This is a genomic window from Microbispora hainanensis, from assembly GCF_006874475.1.
Taxonomy (GTDB): Bacteria; Actinomycetota; Actinomycetes; order Streptosporangiales; family Streptosporangiaceae; genus Microbispora; species Microbispora hainanensis.
In genome coordinates this window covers 37,443-55,326 of the sequence record NZ_VIRM01000049.1, presented here as the reverse complement: position 1 = coordinate 55,326, position 17,884 = coordinate 37,443, and the positions used below count along the sequence as shown (strand labels likewise).

General features: G+C 72.5%; 19 protein-coding genes. 11 read left to right on the top strand and 8 right to left on the bottom strand.

Annotated elements, in window-relative coordinates:
* Positions 1–156 precede the first annotated feature (156 nt).
* Entirely contained in the window at positions 157–984 is an 828-nt protein-coding gene (locus tag FLX08_RS30760) for a hypothetical protein (protein WP_142623767.1), read from the top strand.
* 96 nt (positions 985–1,080) lie between these two features.
* Here FLX08_RS30760 and FLX08_RS30755 read toward each other — a convergent pair whose 3' ends face one another.
* Positions 1,081–1,461: an ester cyclase gene (locus FLX08_RS30755; RefSeq protein WP_142623766.1), complete on the bottom strand. Its 381-nt coding sequence runs from the start codon at positions 1,459–1,461 to the stop codon at positions 1,081–1,083.
* Between the two features lie 78 nt (positions 1,462–1,539).
* Between FLX08_RS30755 and FLX08_RS30750 the strand changes: the two genes are divergently transcribed.
* Complete coding sequence (locus tag FLX08_RS30750; protein ID WP_142623765.1) at positions 1,540–2,004, top strand: MarR family winged helix-turn-helix transcriptional regulator; 465 nt, start codon at positions 1,540–1,542, stop codon at positions 2,002–2,004.
* Positions 2,005–2,128: 124 nt separating this feature from the next.
* Here FLX08_RS30750 and FLX08_RS30745 read toward each other — a convergent pair whose 3' ends face one another.
* The 3 genes from FLX08_RS30745 to FLX08_RS30735 form a co-directional block, all read right to left on the bottom strand.
* Entirely contained in the window at positions 2,129–2,662 is a 534-nt protein-coding gene (locus FLX08_RS30745) for a hypothetical protein (protein WP_142623764.1), read from the bottom strand.
* A 97-nt stretch (positions 2,663–2,759) separates the two neighbouring features.
* A complete protein-coding gene (locus tag FLX08_RS30740; RefSeq protein ID WP_142623763.1) occupies positions 2,760–3,533 on the bottom strand; it encodes an SDR family NAD(P)-dependent oxidoreductase in 774 nt (257 codons plus the stop codon).
* 70 nt (positions 3,534–3,603) lie between these two features.
* Positions 3,604–4,173 (bottom strand): MarR family winged helix-turn-helix transcriptional regulator, encoded by a 570-nt coding sequence (locus FLX08_RS30735; protein WP_244313020.1) that lies wholly within the window; start codon positions 4,171–4,173, stop codon positions 3,604–3,606.
* 96 nt (positions 4,174–4,269) lie between these two features.
* Between FLX08_RS30735 and FLX08_RS30730 the strand changes: the two genes are divergently transcribed.
* The 5 genes from FLX08_RS30730 (at position 4,270) to FLX08_RS30710 (ending at position 12,051) form a co-directional block, all read left to right on the top strand.
* Entirely contained in the window at positions 4,270–7,578 is a 3,309-nt protein-coding gene (locus FLX08_RS30730; protein WP_341874359.1) for an efflux RND transporter permease subunit, read from the top strand.
* A 182-nt stretch (positions 7,579–7,760) separates the two neighbouring features.
* Complete coding sequence (locus FLX08_RS30725; RefSeq protein ID WP_142623761.1) at positions 7,761–8,465, top strand: ArsR/SmtB family transcription factor; 705 nt, start codon at positions 7,761–7,763, stop codon at positions 8,463–8,465.
* Positions 8,462–9,778: an MFS transporter gene (locus FLX08_RS30720; RefSeq protein ID WP_142623760.1), complete on the top strand. Its 1,317-nt coding sequence runs from the start codon at positions 8,462–8,464 to the stop codon at positions 9,776–9,778. The genes FLX08_RS30725 and FLX08_RS30720 overlap by 4 nt, the downstream gene beginning before the upstream one ends.
* 57 nt (positions 9,779–9,835) lie before the next feature.
* Positions 9,836–11,263 carry an adenylosuccinate lyase gene (gene purB, locus FLX08_RS30715; RefSeq protein WP_142623759.1) on the top strand — a complete coding sequence of 476 codons (1,428 nt, stop codon included), beginning with the start codon at positions 9,836–9,838 and terminating at the stop codon, positions 11,261–11,263.
* Between the two features lie 8 nt (positions 11,264–11,271).
* Complete coding sequence (locus FLX08_RS30710) at positions 11,272–12,051, top strand: GNAT family N-acetyltransferase (protein ID WP_208761765.1); 780 nt, start codon at positions 11,272–11,274, stop codon at positions 12,049–12,051.
* Positions 12,052–12,096: 45 nt separating this feature from the next.
* Here the strand turns inward: FLX08_RS30710 and FLX08_RS30705 are convergent, their stop codons facing one another.
* Positions 12,097–12,834, bottom strand: a complete 738-nt coding sequence (locus FLX08_RS30705; protein WP_167530630.1) for an HAD family hydrolase — start codon at positions 12,832–12,834, stop codon at positions 12,097–12,099.
* A 97-nt stretch (positions 12,835–12,931) separates the two neighbouring features.
* Between FLX08_RS30705 and FLX08_RS30700 the strand changes: the two genes are divergently transcribed.
* Both FLX08_RS30700 and FLX08_RS30695 read left to right on the top strand, forming a co-directional pair.
* The gene (locus FLX08_RS30700) at positions 12,932–13,465 is read left to right on the top strand and encodes an ArsR/SmtB family transcription factor (protein WP_244313018.1); all 534 of its coding nucleotides are present in this window, start codon (positions 12,932–12,934) and stop codon (positions 13,463–13,465) included.
* The gene (locus FLX08_RS30695; protein ID WP_142623757.1) at positions 13,462–13,908 is read left to right on the top strand and encodes an SRPBCC family protein; all 447 of its coding nucleotides are present in this window, start codon (positions 13,462–13,464) and stop codon (positions 13,906–13,908) included. The genes FLX08_RS30700 and FLX08_RS30695 overlap by 4 nt, the downstream gene beginning before the upstream one ends.
* A 40-nt stretch (positions 13,909–13,948) precedes the next feature.
* Here the strand turns inward: FLX08_RS30695 and FLX08_RS30690 are convergent, their stop codons facing one another.
* From FLX08_RS30690 to FLX08_RS30680, 3 genes are all read right to left on the bottom strand, one after another.
* Positions 13,949–14,707: a MerR family transcriptional regulator gene (locus FLX08_RS30690; RefSeq protein ID WP_142623756.1), complete on the bottom strand. Its 759-nt coding sequence runs from the start codon at positions 14,705–14,707 to the stop codon at positions 13,949–13,951.
* A gap of 107 nt (positions 14,708–14,814) precedes the next feature.
* Entirely contained in the window at positions 14,815–15,960 is a 1,146-nt protein-coding gene (locus FLX08_RS30685; RefSeq protein ID WP_142623755.1) for an RNA polymerase sigma factor, read from the bottom strand.
* A complete protein-coding gene (locus FLX08_RS30680) occupies positions 15,957–16,364 on the bottom strand; it encodes a YciI family protein (RefSeq protein WP_142623754.1) in 408 nt (135 codons plus the stop codon). Before FLX08_RS30680 ends, FLX08_RS30685 begins: the two co-directional genes overlap by 4 nt.
* 109 nt (positions 16,365–16,473) lie before the next feature.
* On the opposite strand from FLX08_RS30680, the gene FLX08_RS30675 reads away from it, so the two are divergent.
* Positions 16,474–17,328 (top strand): MerR family transcriptional regulator, encoded by an 855-nt coding sequence (locus FLX08_RS30675; protein ID WP_244313017.1) that lies wholly within the window; start codon positions 16,474–16,476, stop codon positions 17,326–17,328.
* Entirely contained in the window at positions 17,325–17,879 is a 555-nt protein-coding gene (locus FLX08_RS30670; protein WP_142623753.1) for a GyrI-like domain-containing protein, read from the top strand. The genes FLX08_RS30675 and FLX08_RS30670 overlap by 4 nt, the downstream gene beginning before the upstream one ends.
* The last annotated feature ends 5 nt before the right edge of the window (positions 17,880–17,884 follow it).

Genomic DNA, 17,884 nt, shown 5'->3' with positions numbered 1-17,884 from the left:
CCGCCGCGGGACCGCGGAGAATCAACACCGCGGCCTCCGGCGAGGCGCCGGCGCCGGCGTATCTCAACGCGAGGGGAGACGGCTACGACGTCATCCCGGACTGCATGCGGGGCAGGCCCCGTTGAACCCTCCGGGCCGCCGGCGCGTCCATGGGGTATGACAAGATCGCTTTTGGCCGTCATCGCCGCGCTCGTGACGTTGTGCGCCTGCGGCGGGTCCGGTGCCGGTCCGGCGTCCACCGTGGCCGGGACCGAGACGATCGTGTTGCCGCGTGCCGACCAGCCTGCGGCGCATCGGCCCACCCTGGAGCGGCTCAAGCGAGAGGCGGCGGAGTCGGGCCGGCCTCTGGAGGAGGTCGTCCGGCGGTATGCGACCCGGATGGCCGCCACCGCGTCGTCCAGGCCCACGGACTTCGAGGGATACGACCCGGCGGCGACCGAGCCGGGCGTGGCGATCGACGGCATTCCGTACGCCGAGCTGGTCGACCTGGGCACCATCGCCAGGTCGGAGGGCATCTCCTACGAGGAGGCCCTCGACCGCTTCGGCTCGCAGTTGTCCAACCAAGGGGTGATCGACGAGCTCAACGCGGAGTTCCCCGACGAGATCTCCGGCGTCCGATACGTCGACGACCAGCGGGGGCTGCGCGTCGGCTTCAAGGGTCACATCCCGGCTCGCGCGATCGAGCTGACCAAAACCCTTCCCGTGGAGGTCACCCTGATCGGCGGCAAGGGATTCTCGGCCGCGGAGCTCCGGCGGGCCCAGGACGCGGTCGTCGCCCGGCTTCGATCGCGTTCGGAGGTGGCCACGATGACGGCGCACGCCGATGAGGAGACCGGGCGGGTCAAGGTCGTCGTTCAGCCGAAGGTGATGCCGGACGATACGGAACAGTTCACTCGTGCGCTGCGGCTCCCGCAGCCGGATAATCCGTACATCACTGTCGAGGTCACCGTCTCCGCCGAATCGGTCGCTCCCCGGCTGCAGTGAGGGCCCGGCCCTGAGTCCGGGCCCGGTCACGTGCCCGCCGGGGCGCCGGCGGGCAGGCCGGAACTCCTCGACGCCGGGATCAGGGGGTCGCGGGCGTCACGCGGCGCGCGGGAGCGAACTGGAGTCGATGACCGGCCAGATCTCGGCCACCTTGCCGTCCTCCAGCCGGAAGACGACGCAGGCGCGCACCTCCAGCGGGCCGCCGGTGGGGGGGAAGCCGAAGAAGTCGCCCTGGTGGGTGCCGCGCAGCGTCCACCGGGTGGCCACCCGGTCGCCTTCGGCGATCAGGTCGTCGACGTCGAAGTGCAGGTCGGGCACCGCGCTGCGGAGGTAGCGGGCGGTCTCCTTGAGCGCCTCGGGGCCGCGGACGGAACCGGCGCGGGGCGCGAAGTCCGGGCCGACGATCTCGTCGGCGACGTCGAGGTCGTCGGCGTTGAGCACCTCGTCGTAGAAGCGCCTGACCACGTCCTTGATCATGGGATCCTCCCGGTAGGCTAGTCACTAGAGAGGCATATCTCTAGGTTTCCTAGATATCTGGAAGGCTAAGGAGTTGGTGTGGTCGTGTCAAGGCGCGCCGAGCTCATGGTCCAGTTGCTCGACGCACTGCGCCGGACGGGCGCGTGGTCGGTCTCGATGAGCCAGGCCGCGGCCGAGCGGATCGGGGTGAACACGACGGATCTGCACTGCCTCAACCTGCTCAGCGACGGCCCCATGACGGCCAGTGAACTGGCCAGGCGCGCGGGCATCACGACGGCGTCCGTCACCGGGGTGATCGACCGGTTGGAGGCGGCCGGATACGTACGGCGCGAGCGCGACGGCTCCGACCGCCGCAAGGTCATGGTCACGCTCCAGGTGCAGCGGGCGGCGCAGGACGTCGCACCGGTGTTCCGGCCGTTCGTCCAGGCGTGGCGGGGAGCCATGGACGACTACACCGACGAGGAGCTGGAACTGATCGCCACCTTCCTGAGCCGGACGCAGGAGGTCTTCCAGTCCGAGATCGGACGCATGCGCGCCGAATAGGTGCCAACCGTCGAATGCGCAGAAAGGTGTTTCACCGCCTGAGGCGGTTGAGCCCCGGCGCGGCCGGCCCGGCGGCTCGCAGGATCGGCGGATCAGCGGTATGGCCGGTGGTGGTCACGTCGGGTCACGAGCCGTGGCGGATCGGCATGTCCTGGGTGATCGAGCACAACTCCGGATCGGTTCCGCAGAAGCCGGACTCCACGTCGAACCTGCCGTGGTCGGTGATGGCCTGCTGCGCCTGGCCCCGGACGAAGGCGGGGCTGATGACGCCGGTCAGGTTCTGGTTGTAGTGGCCCGCGCCGGACTGCCCTTGGCCGCCGCCTGCGCGCCCGCCCTTGATGACCTGGCCGCCGCCCGTACGCCCTCTTCTGCTCAGCTGCCCGCCGCCTCCGCCCGGACCGGGCGTGCGCGCGACACTGAGCTTCGCACGGGGGTGATGCGGGGCGACGCGGGCCATCGCCGGCTGGGCGGCCACGACCCCCGCCGCGGCGATCACGAGCGCGGCCACGACCAGCCGCCGGGTCGAACGGCCCCCCGCGGGGACCTTGGTGTCGCGCGGGTCGCGCGCGCGGGAGCGGGACATCTCGGTGCGTGCCTTCCTGTTCCTGCCCCGGCGTTCGCTGTCGCTCGTCCGGTTGCGCCGGGACGTGACCCTCATACCCGGCCTGGAACTCGGTAGCTGCGGCGCGGGGCCAAGTAGCGATCAGCGGTCGGCCACGGCCCCGGAAACCCGCAGGCGGGCTCCTGGCAAGGACCTAGTGGACGCTGAAGCCGCCGTCGACGCAGATGGCCTGGCCGGTGACGTACGACGAGGAGCCGGAGGCGAGGAAGACGGCCACGCCGCGGAAGTCGTCGGGGACGCCGTTGCGGCCGGTCATGGTCCGGGCGGCCATCTGCTCCACCCGTCCGGGCACGGCCTGGGCGGGCTCGGTCAGCGGGGTCAGGATGAAGCCGGGGATGAGCGTGTTGCTGGTGACCCCGTGCGCCGACCACGCCTCGGCCTGGGAGCGGGTCAGGCCGCAGATGCCGGCCTTGGCCGTGCCGTACACGCCGCTGTCGCCGAAGGCGCTGATGGACTGCTGGGAGCCGATGTTGATGATGCGGCCCCGGCCCCGGGCGGCCATGCGGGGGCCGAAGTGCTGTCCGAGCAGGAACGGCGCGGTGAGGTTGACGGCGACGGTCTGGTCGTAGTCGTCGGCGGTCAGCTCGGCCATGGGCTTTCTGATGTTGTTGGCGGCGTCGTTGACGAGAATGTCGATCTCGCCGAAGAAGCGGTCCGCCTCCTCGCACACGCGGGCGACGTCGGCGCGGTCGCCGAGGTCGGCGCTGATGGCGGCGGCGCGCACGCCGTGGCCGTGGAGCCTGTCGACGGCCTCGGCGAGCTCTTTCCGTCTCCGGGCGACCACGACCACGGCCGCTCCGGCGCGTCCGAGCGCCTCGGCGATGGTGTATCCGATGCCGGAGCTGCCTCCGGTGACGAGGGCGACCCGGCCGGTGAGTGAGAAGAGTTCCTCGATGTAGGTCGGCATGCCGCCGGAAGGTAGCAGCAGGCCGGAGCGCGCCTGGCGGCCAGGGGCGAAGGACGAAACGAAGGGCAGGTCAGGGGGACGGGTCGGGCGGGCCGGCGTCTTCGGCGTGCATCTCGCGCATCACGTCCTCGATCCTGCGCATCACCGTCTCCATGGTGCGCAGGGTCTCGGTGTCGAGGCGCCGAAGGAGGCGGATGTAGCCTCCGGTGCCGGCTTCGACGATCTCGCTGGTGAGCCGCCGCCCGGCATCGGTGAGTTCGACGCGGCGTACGCGGCGGTCGTGGGGGTCCTCGTGCCGGCTGGCCAGGCCCTGGGCCACCACGCGGTCGACGATGCCGGTGACGGTGCCCAGGCCGACGCCGAGGTGGCGGGCGAGCTCCTGCCCGGAGGTGGACCCGGCGAACGACAGGAACATGACGACCTTGAGCTGCTGCATCGTGAGGGTGGAGGCGAGCAGCGGCATCGAGCGGTCGCGGGCGAAGAAGCGGCCCATGCTGCGCTGCAGCTCGGCGAGGCGGGTGATGAGACACCCGCGCTCGGCGTCCTCCCCGATCTTCTCGCGGGTGGCGGGGTCGTCCTGCGGGCGGGGGGCGGACGCCGCGCCGGTTCCGGCGCGCCGCTCGGCTGGGCTGTCGTTCACTGTCACCTCTCGGGTCAAGAGGTTACCAGCCGTTAATGCGACAGCTGAATGTTCGCATGAGGCGAAGTGTTAGGCTTGAGAAAACAGTTTCCCCCGATGTCAGGAGCTCGGATGACCTCCTTGGCCAGGCTGAGCCTTGGCAACCGCACTCTCGTGATCATGATTGCGGTGGTGCTCGCGGGTTTCGGCTTGTTCGCGATTCCCTCGCTGAAACAACAGCTTTTCCCGTCGCTGGAGTTCCCCGCGGCGTTCACGGTGGCGAGTTATCCGGGTGCCGCTCCCGAGATCGTCGAGGAGCAGGTCACCAAGCCGATCGAGAGCGCGTTCCAGGGTATCGCCGGCGTCACCGACATCACCTCCACCTCCCGTGAAGGGATGTCGCAGGTGCAGGTGGCGTATGAGTACGGCACCGACATCGACCAGATGATCGGGAAGATGCAGCAGGCCGTCAGCCGGATCAAGGCGCAGCTTCCGGCCGACGTCGATCCGCAGGTGGTCGCGGGCAGCACCGACGACATCCCGGTGATGGCGATCGCGGTGGGCGACGGCGGCGACCAGCACGCCATGGCCGACAAGATCGAGAAGATCATGGTGCCGGAGCTGCAGTCGATCGAGGGCGTCCGCGACGTCACCGTCAGCGGCGCCGCCGAGCAGCAGGTCGTCATCACCCCCGACCAGGGGAGGCTCGCCCTGCTGGGGCTGTCGGCCGCGGCCATCCCCGATCTCCTGCGGGCCAACGGGGTGTCCATCCCGGCCGGCACGCTGACCGAGGGCGGCAAGTCGTTGACCGTGCAGATCGGCGACCCGGTGCGTACGGTGAAGGACCTCGAGAACCTCTACCTGACCCCCGCCGCGCCCGCGGCGGGCCAGGGCGCCGTGGCCGGGCAGCGCGGCGGCGCGAGCACGGGACAGGCCGCGGGACAGACCGCGGGCCGGGGCGCGGGTCAGAGCGGCGTGGCCGGGCAGGGGACGGCCGCAGCCGCCGCGGCGGCGCAGGCCCGCGCCGCCGGGGCCCGGCCGAAGCCGGTGAAGCTCGGCGACGTGGCCGACATCAGGGTCGAGGGCGCCGTGGCGACCACGCTCACCCGCACCAACGGCACCCCGACCCTGGGCGTGTCGGTGACGATGGTGCCCGACGGCAACGCCGTGCAGATCTCCCACGCGGTGAACGACGCCCTGCCGGACCTGACGCGGGAACTCGGCGACACGGCCGAGCTGACCGTGGTGTTCGACCAGGCACCGTACGTCGAGCGGTCTATCGAGGACCTCACGACCGAGGGCCTGCTGGGCCTGGCGTTCGCCGTGCTCGTGATCCTGGTGTTCCTGCTGTCGGTCCGCTCGACCCTGGTCACGGCCGTGTCGATCCCGCTGTCGGTGGTGATCGCGCTGATCGCGCTGTGGATCGGCGACTACTCGCTGAACCTGCTGACGCTGGGCGCGCTGACGATCGCCGTGGGCCGGGTGGTCGACGACTCGATCGTGGTGCTGGAGAACATCAAGCGCCATCTCGCCTACGGCGAGGAGAAGCGGCGGGCGATCCTCGGCGCGGTGCGCGAGGTGTCCGGCGCGGTGACCGCCTCCACTCTCACGACGGTCGCGGTGTTCCTGCCGATCGCCTTCGTCGGCGGGATGGTGGGGCAGCTGTTCAGCCCGTTCGCCATCACGGTGACCGTGGCGCTGCTGGCGTCGCTGCTGGTGGCGCTGACCGTCATCCCGGTGCTGGCGTACTGGTTCCTCAAGGCGCCGTCGCTCACCCCGCAGGAGATGCAGGCTGCACGCGAGGACGCCGAGCGCAGGGAGCTGCGCAGCCCGCTGCAGCGGATCTACCTGCCGGTGCTGCGGTTCGCGACGCGGCGGCGCCTGATCACGGTGCTGATCGGGGTGGTGGTGTTCGCCGCGACGATGGCCCTGGCGCCCAACCTGAAGACGAACTTCCTCGACAACTCGGGCAACGACACCACGCAGATCAGCCAGCGGATGCCGGCCGGGACCGCCCTGGCGACCACCGACGCGGCGGCCAGGAAGGTCGAGGCGGTGCTGGAGGCCGACGGGGGCGTGAAGTCCTACCAGGTGACGGTCGGCGGCGGGAACCGCTTCCTCGGCGGGGTGGGCGGCAGCGCGGATCGCGCGTCGTTCTCCGTCACACTGAAGGAGGGCGTGGACACCTCCGCGCTGGAGGAGCGGCTGCGGCAGCGGCTGAAGGGCCTGGCGGGGATCGGCGACGTCACGGTCGGCGGCAGCGGCGGCGGGTTCAACTCCGACCAGGTGCAGGTCATCGTGCAGGGCGCGGACCAGGCCGCGCTGAAGACGGCGGCCACCGCGGTGCGCGACGCCATGGCCAAGATCGACGGGTTGCGCGACGTGGCCTCCAACCTCGAAGACAGCATCCCGCGGGTCGAGGTGCACGTGGACCGGGAGAAGGCCGCCGCCAGGGGCCTGACCGAGGCCGGGATCGGGCAGCTGGTCGCGCAGGCGTTCCGCGGCGCGCCGGTCGGCTCGATCGACGTCGACGGCCGCTCCAGCGACGTGATCCTGCGCGCCGGCGGTGACGCGCCCGAGGACATGGCGGCGATCAGGAAGCTCGAGATCCCCACGGCGACGGGCCCGGTGAAGCTCGGCGACGTCGCCGACGTGGTGAAGGCCGACGGCCCGACCCAGATCACCCGGCAGGACGGCGACCGCACCGCGACGGTGTCGGGCACCGCCGACGCGTCCAACCTCGGTGCGATCACCACGAAGGTCACCGACACGCTGAAGACGCTGACGCTGCCGGCCGGGGTGACGTACAAGATCGGCGGTGCGAGCTCCGAGCAGCAGGACGCGTTCGCCGACCTGGGGCTGGCCATGCTGCTCGCGGTGGCGATCGTCTTCATGATCATGGTGGCGACGTTCCGCAGCCTGGTGCAGCCGCTGATCCTGCTGGTGTCGATCCCGTTCGCGGCGACCGGTGCGATCGGGCTGCTGCTGGCCACCGACACGGCGCTCGGCGTGCCCGCGCTGATCGGCATGCTGATGCTGATCGGCATCGTCGTCACCAACGCGATCGTGCTGATCGACCTGATCAACCAGTATCGCGAGCAGGGGCTGGGCGTGGTGGAGGCGGTCATGGAGGGCGGCCGGCGGCGGCTTCGCCCGATCCTGATGACCGCGATCGCGACGATCTGCGCGCTCACGCCGATGGCGCTGGGCGTGACCGGTTCGGGTGGGTTCATCTCCCAGCCGCTGGCCATCGTCGTGATCGGCGGCCTGATCTCCTCGACGCTGCTGACGCTGGTGCTGGTGCCGACGCTCTACACGGTGGTGGAGCGGCTCAAGGAGCGCATGCGCCGTACGCCGAAGCCGCCCGCCTCGGGTGAGGACGAGCTGACCGTGTACGGCAAGGAGGCCCTCGAACCGGCCCAGTGAACCCGGCCCAGTGAACCCGGCCCAGTGAACCCGGCCCAGTGAACCCGGCGCAGTGAACCGGCCGATCGAGCCCGGCGGCGTGAACCGCGCCTCATGAACCGGGCCGCCACGACCAGGTAACCGCAAACAGTTCTTCGCGAAGAAGTCTTTGCGAAGAACTGTTTGCGGTTTATGGTGTCGGCATGACCGATCACGGCGATACCCCCCGCAACCCGCTCGCGGAGGACGCGGTCGTCCTCGACGCCAAAGGACTGCGCGCGCTCGCCCATCCCGTGCGCGTGCAGGTGGTGGGCCTGCTGCGCAAGCACGGCCCGTCGACCGCCACCCGGCTCGCCGAGCTGCTCAACATCAACTCCGGCGCGGCCAGCTACCATCTGCGCCGGCTCGCCGCCGCGGGATTCGTCGAGGAGGACACCGCCCGCGGCAACGCGCGGGAGCGATGGTGGCGCGCGGTTCACCAGTCCACCTATCTCGACGACCTGGACCTGGCCGAGCAGGAGCCCGAGGCCACGCTGGCCTACCTGCAGTCCGTCGCCGCCACCTACGCCATGCGCACCCAGCGGACGATCAACGAGCTGCCGACGATGCCGCGCGATTGGCGTGCCGCGGCCGACATGAGCGACTGGGCGCTGCGGCTGACCCCGCAGGAGGCCGTCGCCCTGCGCGAGGAGCTGTGGGAGGTCATCGCCCGCCACCGCCGCGACAGCCCGGAGGCGGCCGGCGCCCCCGCGGACGCCGAGCGGGTGTCGCTCATCGTGCAGATCCTGCCCGAACTGGACGCGCCCCCCGCTCAAGAAGAAGCCGCACCGGAAGACACCGCACCGGAAGAGACCGCCCAGGAAAACACCGTTCAGGAAAACACCGCCCAGGAAGACGACCCCCGATGACGGGCCAGGAAACGCGCACGGACGGGCTCCCCGGCGGTCCCTCCCGCGCACGGAGGCTGCGGCCGCTCGGCGGGCTGCTCGCGGCCATGGCGGTCGCGCTGACCGGCACCCGGGTGTCGGCCGTCGCGCTGCCGTGGTTCGTGCTGGTCACGACCGGCAGCGCCACCCAGACCGGGCTGGTGGCGTTCTGCGAGATGACTCCGTACGTGGTGGTCAAGGCGCTGACCGGGCCGCTGGTCGACCGGACCGGCCCGCGGGTCGTCTCCTGGAGCACCGACGCGGTCAGCGCGGCCGCGGCCGCCGCGATCCCCCTGCTGCACGCCGCGGGCCTGCTGACCTTCCCCGTGCTGCTGGCCCTGGTCGCGGTGATCGGCGCCGTACGCGGCCCGGGCGACCTGGCGAAGGAGATCATGGTCCCGGAGGCCGCCGAGCGCGCCCTGGTGCCGCTGGAGCGCGCCACCGGACTGTCCGGCGTGACCGAACGGCTGGCCTCGACCCTCGGCCCGGCGGCCGGCGGCTTCATGGTGGCGCTGCTGGGACCGCTGACCGGCCTGGTCCTCAACGCCGTGTGCTTCGCCCTCGGGTCGCTGATCATCGCGTTCGCCCTGCCGCGCGGCATGGGCCACCCGGCCGACGAGGCCCCGGCCGCATCCGAGTCCGGCTACTGGCGGCGTTTCGGCGAGGGCTTCGCGTTCCTGCGCGGCGAGCCGCTGCTGCTCACCATCATCGTCATGGTCGGGATCACCAACCTGCTGGACGCGGCGTTCGGCACCGTGCTGCTGCCCGTGTGGGCCGAGCGGTCCGGCAACGGCCCGACCGCGATCGGGCTGAGCAACGGCGTGTGGAGCGCCACGGCGGTCGCGGGAAGCCTGGTCGCCGCGGCCGTCGCGCACCGGATGCCGCGCCGGGTCGTGTTCTTCGCCGGGTTCCTGCTGGCCGGGGCGCCGCGGTTCCTGGTGCTGGCGGCCGACGTGCCGATGTGGGCGGTGCTGGCGGTGTTCGTGGTGAGCGGGGCCGGTGGAGGCTTCCTCAACCCGATCCTGGGGGCGATCGCCTTCGAGCGGGTGCCGCATGCCCTGCGCGGCCGGGTCAACGCGCTGGGCGACGCGATGGCGTGGGCGGGCATCCCCCTGGGCGGGCTGATCGCCGGGGCGGCGGTGGCGTGGACCGGCCTCGTGCCGGTGTTGCTGGTGGCCGGCGCGGCGTACTTCCTGACCACCAACCTGGCCGCGCTGCTGCCGCAGTGGCGGGAGATGGACCGCCTGCGCGGCCGGGGCGCGCAGCAGTCCCCGGCGGCCGAGCCCGTCACGTAAGGCCCTTCCGGCACCTGCGGACAGCCGGAGGGAACGGCCTCAATAGACTGGGCCAACGTGAATGCCAAGCCGCGTATCCCGAATGTCCTGGCCGCTCGTTACGCCTCGCCCGAGCTGGCCCGTCTGTGGTCCCCGGAGCACAAGGTGGTGCTGGAGCGCAGGCTCTGGCTCGCCGTGCTGAAGGCCCAGGCCGACCTCGGGATCGAGGTGCCCGAGCAGGCGATCGCCGACTACGAGAAGGTGGCCGAGCAGGTCGACCTGGCCTCCATCGCCGAGCGGGAGAAGGTCACGCGGCACGACGTGAAGGCCCGCATCGAGGAGTTCAGCGCCCTGGCCGGGCACGAGCACGTCCACAAGGGCATGACCTCCCGCGACCTGACCGAGAACGTCGAGCAGCTGCAGATCCGCGACAGCCTGCTGCTGGTGCGCGGGCGGGTCGTGGCGCTGCTGGCCCGCCTGGGCCGCCTGGCCGCCGAGCACTCCGCGACCGTCATGGCGGGCCGCTCGCACAACGTCGCCGCGCAGGCGACCACGCTCGGCAAGCGCTTCGCGACCGCCGCCGACGAGCTGCTGGTGGCCTACGAACGCCTTGAGGACCTGCTGGAGCGCTACCCGCTGCGCGGGATCAAGGGCCCGGTCGGCACCGCGCAGGACATGCTCGACCTGCTCGGCGGCGAGGAGCGGCTGGCCGAGCTGGAGGACCGCGTCGCCGCGCACCTGGGGTTCGCCCGCCGCTTCACCAGCGTCGGCCAGGTCTACCCCCGCTCGCTCGACTACGACGTGCTGACCGCGCTGGTGCAGCTTGCCGCCGCCCCGTCGTCCCTGGCCAAGACCATCCGCCTGATGGCCGGGCACGAACTGGTCACCGAGGGCTTCAAGGAAGGCCAGGTCGGCTCGTCGGCGATGCCGCACAAGATGAACACCCGCTCCTGCGAGCGCGTCAACGGCCTGACGGTGATCCTGCGCGGGTACGCCTCGATGGCCGGGGAGCTCGCCGGCGACCAGTGGAACGAGGGCGACGTGTCCTGCTCGGTCGTCCGCCGGGTCGCCCTGCCCGACGCGTTCTTCGCCTTCGACGGCCTGGTGGAGACCATGCTGACCGTGCTGGACGAGTTCGGCGCGTTCCCGGCGGTCATCGAGGCCGAGCTGGGCCGCTATCTGCCGTTTCTCGCCACGACCAAGATGCTCATGGCGGCCGTGCGGGCCGGGGTCGGCCGCGAGACCGCCCACGAGATCATCAAGGAGCACGCCGTCGCCTCGGCGCTGGCCATGCGCTCGCGCGGCGCCGGCAACGAACTGCTCGACCGGCTGGCCGCCGACGAGCGTTTCCCCCTCGGCCGGGCCGAGCTCGACGCGCTGCTGGCCGACCGCGCCTCCTTCGCCGGCGCGGCCGCCGGTCAGGTGGCCGCCGTGACCGCGCGGATCGGCGAGATCACCGCGCGCCATCCCGGCGACGCCGCCTACGTCCCGGGCTCGATCCTGTAGGGACACGCGTGCGCGAACTGGTGAGCGAGGCCGAGGTCGTCGCCGCCTCGGGCGACGACGACCTCGTGGTGTGGGCGGCACAGGGCATGCGGCCCGGCGTACGCGCCTGGGCGTACGGGGAGGCGGTGGCGGTGGCCAGCCCCGAGGCGTCGCGGCGCGACCGCCTGGTGGTGCGGGGCCCGGCCGCCCAGGCCGCCCCGCTCGTACGGCACGCCCTGGCCGAGTGCGGCCCGTCCTACCGGCCCCTCGGCGACGCGGAGCTGATCGAACGCCTCATCGAGGCCGTGCCCGAGCTGGAGCTGGCCGGGCACTTCTCCTGGATGGGCACCGAGAAGCTCGCCCCACCCCGCCCGGAGGTGACGAGCCCGGAGGTGACGAGCGGGCAGGGGACCGGTCCGGAGGGGGCGGCGTCCTGGCTGGCGGACACCGCCGCCCCGGAGGTGACGGCGCTGCTCGCCGCCGCCAGCCCCGGCTCCTACGCCGTGCCGGGCCTGCCGCGCGTACGCCGCTGGGCCGGCGTCCGGGACGGCTCGGGGGCCCTGCTGGCGGTCGCGGCCGACGCGTGGTCGGCGCCGACGGTGGGCCTGCTGGCCGGCGTCGCGACCGCCGAACCGGCGCGGGGACGCGGGCTGGGGGAGCGGGTGTGCCGATTCGTGGCCGCCGCGCTGATCGCGGAACACGGCCGCGCGGCGCTGATGGTGGACGACTGGAACCGGGCGGCCATCGTCGTCTACGAACGGCTCGGCTTCGCCCGCCGCCGCGTGGCCGCCGCGGGCCTGCGTACCTGACCGGGCCCTGCGCGGGTCAGGCGGGCGCAGGTCAGAGGGCGCGGTTCAGGCGGCGCGTGACGGGCCGAGCAGGCGCGGGCGCAGCGCGGCCAGCACGTCGGGCAGGTCGCGCAGGGTGGTGATTCTCGTCACGGCGGGGGAGGAGGCGCCGGGCTCGGCACGGTAGCGGTCGAGCCACACCCCGTGCATACCGGCCAGGGTGGGGGCGACCGCGTCGAGCAGGAGGTTGTCGCCGACCATGAGCACCTCCTGCGGGCGCAGGCCGAGCTTGGCCGCGGCCGTGTGGTAGCACTGCGAGGCGGGCTTGAACGCGCCGAGCGTGTCGGGCGTCAGCACCACTTCCATGCGGTCCATCAGCCCGATGCTGCGCAGCTTGGCCTCCTGCTGCAGGGCCACGCCGTTGGTGAGCACGCCCAGCGCGGGGGCGTCGTCGAGGGCCGTCAGCGCGTCCAGCGTCTCGGCCACGTCGGCGAAGGCGGTCCAGGCGGACTCGTAGTGGGTCAGGAAGCCGGCGAAGGCCGTGTCCGGGTCGGACGGCGCGGGCAGCCCGAGCCGCCGGCAGAAGTCACGCAACCGCCGGCGCCGCTGCTCGGCGAACGAGCACTCCCCGGCCTGCCAGGCGGGCACGTGCTTGTCCTCCAGGTCGAGCCACAGCGCCGGCGCCTCCGGCAGCAGCTCATGACCGGGGCAGACCGACTCGGTCCAGCGGGTCGCGGCGTGTGCGACCGCCCGGCGATGATCGAAAAGGGTCTCGTCGAGGTCGAACAGAATGGCCCTGATCACGAGTCCCCATCTTGACTGGGTCGTGTTACCGGCGCGTTTCCTGTCAGTGAAGCCCCCGAGGATGACAGGTAGGAAATTTCCTACGTATGATGGTGCCGTGGACGTCACCCCCACCGCCGCAGGGCCCCAGTCGCCGTCGCCTCCCGCGTCACGGCCGCCGGCTGCGTCGACTCCGCCGCCGCCGTCGCCGTCGTCGTCGTCTTCTGAGGACGAGATCTTCGCCGCGCTCGCCAGCCCGGTGCGGCGCGAGGTGCTGCGCCTGCTCCGCGAGCGCGGGCCCCGGTCCGTCCAGGAGCTGGCCTCCGGCTTCTCCATGGCCCGGCCCAGCTTCTCGGAGCATCTGCGGGTGCTGCGCGAGGCGGGACTGGTCAGCGAACGCAGGGACGGCAGGCGCCGGCTCTACAGCCTGGAGCCCGTTCCACTCGTCCGGGTCCGCGACTGGCTGGACCCTTACGAGCGGTTCTGGCGCGACAAGCTGTCCGCTTTGCGCCACCTGCTCGACGACGCCGAGACCGCGGACACCGGAACGACGACAGACAGCAAAACGACAGACACCACGACATGCGCCGGCGGTCCGCCGTACGACAGCGGCGGCGGCCCCCGCGCGGACCAGGACGAGGAGAGGCCATGAACGACGCCGACGACCCGACCGTGCTGCGCCTGGACGAATACCTGGCGCACCCGCCCGCCCGCGTGTGGCAGGCCCTAACCGACCCGGACCTGCTCGCGCAATGGTTCATGCCGGGCGACTTCCGCCTCAGCGTGGGCCACCGCTACACCATGCGCGGGACGGCCATGCCCGGCACCGGGTTCTCCGGCACCGTCAAGGCCGAGGTGCTGGCCTTCGAGCCCGAACGCATGCTCCGCCTGGGCTGGCGCGACGCCGACCCGGCCAGCCCCGCCGGCGCCGACTGGACGATCACCTGGACGCTCGAACCCGAAGGCCGGGGCACCCGGCTGTTCCTCACGCACGAGGGCTTCGACCCCGGCAGCGAGATGCAGCGGCGGGCCCGCTCCATCATGGACGGCGGATGGCGCCGCCTGATGACCGGTTCGCTGGCCGCCGTGCTGTGACCCCTCCCTGAGTCCCCTTTGCGCCTGACCCCCCCGGGGGTCAGGCGTGCCGTGCCGCGTTGGCGTGGATGGCGTCGCGGATCCAGCGGCTCAGGCCCTCGGCGACCCGCTCGTAGTTGACCGCGAAGCGCTGGTCGGCCACGTACGTCTCCCCGAGACCCTTGTGGATCTCGTAGGTGCAGTCGTAGAACCAGCGGGTGATGTGCGCCCGGTGCCGTTCGGCCGCGTCCATCGCCCGCTCGCCGTCCGCGGGCGCCCCCTCGGCGAAAGCCGCCGCGAACGCCTGCAGCACCTCGCCGGCCTCCGCCGTGATGGCCCGCCAGTCGTCCCTGGTGTAGCGGGCCGTCCGGCGGCGGGTCTGCTCGAACGCGTCGGTGCCGCCCCAGCGTTCCTCCGCCTCCTCGGCGAACTGCGCCGGGTCGAAGTCGCCGAACATCTCGAACCGCTCCTCCGGCGTGAGGGAAATCCCCATCTTCCTCGCCTCCATGGCATGTTGGACCGCCGCCGCCATCGCCTCCAGCCGCCCGATCCTGCGTCGCAGCAACTCGTGCTGGCGGCGCAGGTGGGTCACCGGGTCCGAGCCCGGCTCGTCGAGGATGACGGCGATCTCCTCCAGGGAGAACCCGAGCTCCCGGTAGAACAGCACCTGCTGCAGCCGGTCGAGGTCCGGCTCGCTGTAGCGCCGATATCCGGCGGCCGTGCGCTCGCTGGGCCGCAGCAGCCCGATCTCGTCGTAGTGGTGCAGCGTCCGCACGGTGATCCCCGCGAAGCGGGCGACCTGGCCGACCGAGTAACCCACGGGCTCTCCTCCCTTCCGGGTCCAAGCCTGCGGCCTCTCGTTACGTGAGGGTCAACCCGGTCGCGTCCCGATGCCTGGACGTCACCAGCGGCCGCACCTCGGCACGTTCACGGCGCGAGCAGTTGCCGCACCCGCGCGGCCTGCCGGGTGAGGTGGTCGCGCTCGGCCACGCTGGTGGCGGCGCGGGCGGCCTCGGCGTACAGCTCGGCGGCCAGCGGGAGATCGCCGGCGCGTTCGTGCAGGTAGGCCGTCACCGCGGCGTAGCGGGGCAGGCCGGGGTCCACGCCGTCCAGCGCCGCCAGGCCGGCGCGCGGCCCGTCGGCCTCGCCGACCGCCACCGCGCGGTTGAGCCGCACCACCGGGCTGCCGGTCAGGCGCAGCAGCTCGTCGTACCACTCCACGATCTGCACCCAGTCGGTCTCGGCGGCGCTGCGGGCGTCGGCGTGCAGGGCGGCGATCGCGGCCTGCGCCTGATATTCGCCCAGCCGGTCGCGGGCCAGCGCGGCCTGCAGGATCGCCACCCCCTCGGCGATCAGGCGGGTGTCCCAGCGCGACCGGTCCTGCTCGGCGAGGGGGACCAGGCGGCCTCCCGGGCCGGTGCGCGACGCGCGCCGGGCGTGGTGCAGCAGCATGAGCGCGAGCAGCCCGGCGGCCTCGGGCTCGCCGGTCAGGGCGGCGAGCTGGCGGGTCAGCCGGATCGCCTCGGCCGCCAGGTCGACGTCTCCGCCGTACCCCTCGTTGAACACGAGATAGAGAACGCGCAGCACCGTGCCGAGATCGCCGGGCTGGTCGAGCGGCAGTCCCGCGATCCGCCGTTTGGCCCGGCTGATCCGCTGCGCCATGGTCGCCTCGGGGACGAGGTGGGCCGCCGCGATCTGCCGCGTGGTCAGCCCGCCGACCGCGCGCAGCGTCAGGGCCACGGCCGAGCTGTGCGGCAGGGTGGGGTGCGCGCACAGGAAGTACAGCCGCAGCGTGTCGTCGGTCGCGGGCGGGGGACCGGGCGGAGGCTCGGCCTGCACGGCCAGCTCCCGGCCCCGCCGCGACGCCTCGGCGCGGGCGGCGTCGAGGAACCTGCGCCAGGCGGCCGCGACCAGCCAGGCCTTCGGATCGCGCGGGGGATCGGCGGGCCAGGTGTCCAGCGCCCGGATCAGGGCCTCCTGCACGGCGTCCTCGGCCGAGGCGAAGTCGGCTCCGCGCCGGACGAGGACACCGATCACCGCGGGCACGAGCTCCCGCAGCAGCGACTCGTTCACTCGGTGACCGTGGGCGGCTCGGTGAGGAACGGCCGGACCTCCAGCCACTCGTGGATGGGCTTGCCGCCGGGCCCGGGAGCGGCCGACAGCTCCCCGGCGAGCTGGACCGCCCGGTCCCAGGAGTCCACGTCGATGACCATCCAGCCGGCGATGAGGTCCTTGGTCTCGGCGAACGGGCCGTCGGTCACCGGCGGGCGCCCTTCGCCGTCGTACCGTACGAACGCGCCCTCGGGGGACAGGCCCTGGCCCTCGACGTACTCGCCCGTCTCCTCCAGGCGGGCCGCGAAGTCACGCATGAACTGCACGTGCGCGTCGACCTCCTCCGGCGTCCACGTGTCCATCGTCCCGCAGTCGACGACGGGGGCCGGGCCGCCCCGGTAGTGCTTCAGGATCAGGTATTTCATCGTCGTTCTCCTGTGTCGTGGGGCCTGTCGTGGCCGCTCGCATCCCTGGGACGGAGCCGGCACCACATTCTCGACACCCGGCACGACAATTTCTCGAAAGAATCCGGTGGTGGACTCTCCCACCGGGGGAGAGGCCATGCTGGGGCACGTGCACGACGACCTTCTGTCGATCGGGCAGTTCGCCCGCCTCGCCCGGCTCAGTGTCAAGCAACTGCGCCACTACGCCGCACTGGGGCTGCTCGAACCCGCCTGGATCGACCCCGCCAGCGGCTACCGCTACTACCGGACCGCACAGGCCCGCGACGCGCTCGTCATCGGCCTGCTGCGCTCCCTCGACGTCCCCCTGCCGGTCATCGCGGACGTGTTGTCCGGCGGCGACGGGGGACAGGACGCCCCGGCAGGGGGCTCCGCGGCCGCCGCGCTCGCGCGGGTCAGGGACGACCTGGAGGCCGAACTCGCCCGCCGCAGGCGCACCCTCAACAGCCTCGAACGCATCCTCGCCACCGGCCTGCCCGGCGCCGAGGTCACCCTCGTCGCCGAACCGCCACGCCCCGCGATCGTCGTCCGCGACCTGGCGGCCACCCCCGAGGACATCGGCCGCGCCACCTCCGCCTGCGTCGCCCGCCTGCTCGCCGCCGCGCCGCCCGCACCCGCCCTCGTCGGGCTGTTCCCGCTCGACTACGGCGAGTCCGTCCCCGTCGCGGTCGCCCTCACCGGCACCGGCCTGCCGCAGGTGCCCGGCGCCGCACCCGAGATCCTGCCCGGCGGCACGTTCGCCGTCGCCGCGCACGTCGGCCCCTACGACCAGATCCCGCTCACCGCCCACGCCCTGCTCGCCTGGTGCGCCGAACGCGGGCACGCCCCCACCGGCCCGCTCCGCGAGGCCTACGTCTCCGACCCCGCGACCACCCCGCCCGAGCGGCTGGTCACCCACCTGATGATCGCTCTGGAGGACGAACGATGAACTGGTATTCCGCCGCCGACACCCCCGAACTCGCCGAATTCGGCCCCGTCACGGGACTCGGCGTCACCGGGCGCGGCGCGCCCGGCGGACCCGCACACATGGCCGCGATCACCGCCCTGTACGCCGTCGCGGGACCACTCACCGGACTCGCCGGACTGCCCATGCCCGTGCTCGAAGGCCGCTGGTGGGTCGAGGACACCACCCGCCATCCCCTCGACGTGCCCAGGGACGAATGGCACTGGCACCTGTTCCTGCGCCTGCCCGACACCCTCGACCCCGCCCTCGCCGAGCAGGCCCGCGAGGCCGCCCGCCCCGCCCCCGGCATCGACGCCGTCCAGCTCGTCACCTTCACCGACGGGCGGTGCGTCCAGATGACCCACCACGGCTCCTTCGCCGAGGAACCGAAGTCGCTCGCGCTGATGGACGAGTTCATGCGCGCCCACGGCCTCGTCCCGGCCGGCCTCCACCACGAGATCTACCTGAGCGGCGTCCAGGAGACCGATCCCGCGGCGCTGCGCACCATCCTGCGCCAGCCCGTGCGCGACGCCTGACCACC

Excerpts from the sequence above, each read along its gene's own strand:
- FLX08_RS30725 (WP_142623761.1), top strand. The coding sequence starts at position 7,761 with ATGACCGATCACGGCGATACCCCCCGCAACCCGCTCGCGGAGGACGCG.
- FLX08_RS30730 (WP_341874359.1), top strand. The coding sequence starts at position 4,270 with ATGTCAGGAGCTCGGATGACCTCCTTGGCCAGGCTGAGCCTTGGCAAC.
- FLX08_RS30680 (WP_142623754.1), bottom strand. The coding sequence starts at position 16,364 with ATGAAATACCTGATCCTGAAGCACTACCGGGGCGGCCCGGCCCCCGTC.
- FLX08_RS30740 (WP_142623763.1), bottom strand. The coding sequence starts at position 3,533 with ATGCCGACCTACATCGAGGAACTCTTCTCACTCACCGGCCGGGTCGCC.
- FLX08_RS30670 (WP_142623753.1), top strand. The coding sequence starts at position 17,325 with ATGAACTGGTATTCCGCCGCCGACACCCCCGAACTCGCCGAATTCGGC.
- FLX08_RS30695 (WP_142623757.1), top strand. The coding sequence starts at position 13,462 with ATGAACGACGCCGACGACCCGACCGTGCTGCGCCTGGACGAATACCTG.
- FLX08_RS30720 (WP_142623760.1), top strand. The coding sequence starts at position 8,462 with ATGACGGGCCAGGAAACGCGCACGGACGGGCTCCCCGGCGGTCCCTCC.
- FLX08_RS30760 (WP_142623767.1), top strand. The coding sequence starts at position 157 with ATGACAAGATCGCTTTTGGCCGTCATCGCCGCGCTCGTGACGTTGTGC.
- FLX08_RS30745 (WP_142623764.1), bottom strand. The coding sequence starts at position 2,662 with ATGAGGGTCACGTCCCGGCGCAACCGGACGAGCGACAGCGAACGCCGG.
- FLX08_RS30755 (WP_142623766.1), bottom strand. The coding sequence starts at position 1,461 with ATGATCAAGGACGTGGTCAGGCGCTTCTACGACGAGGTGCTCAACGCC.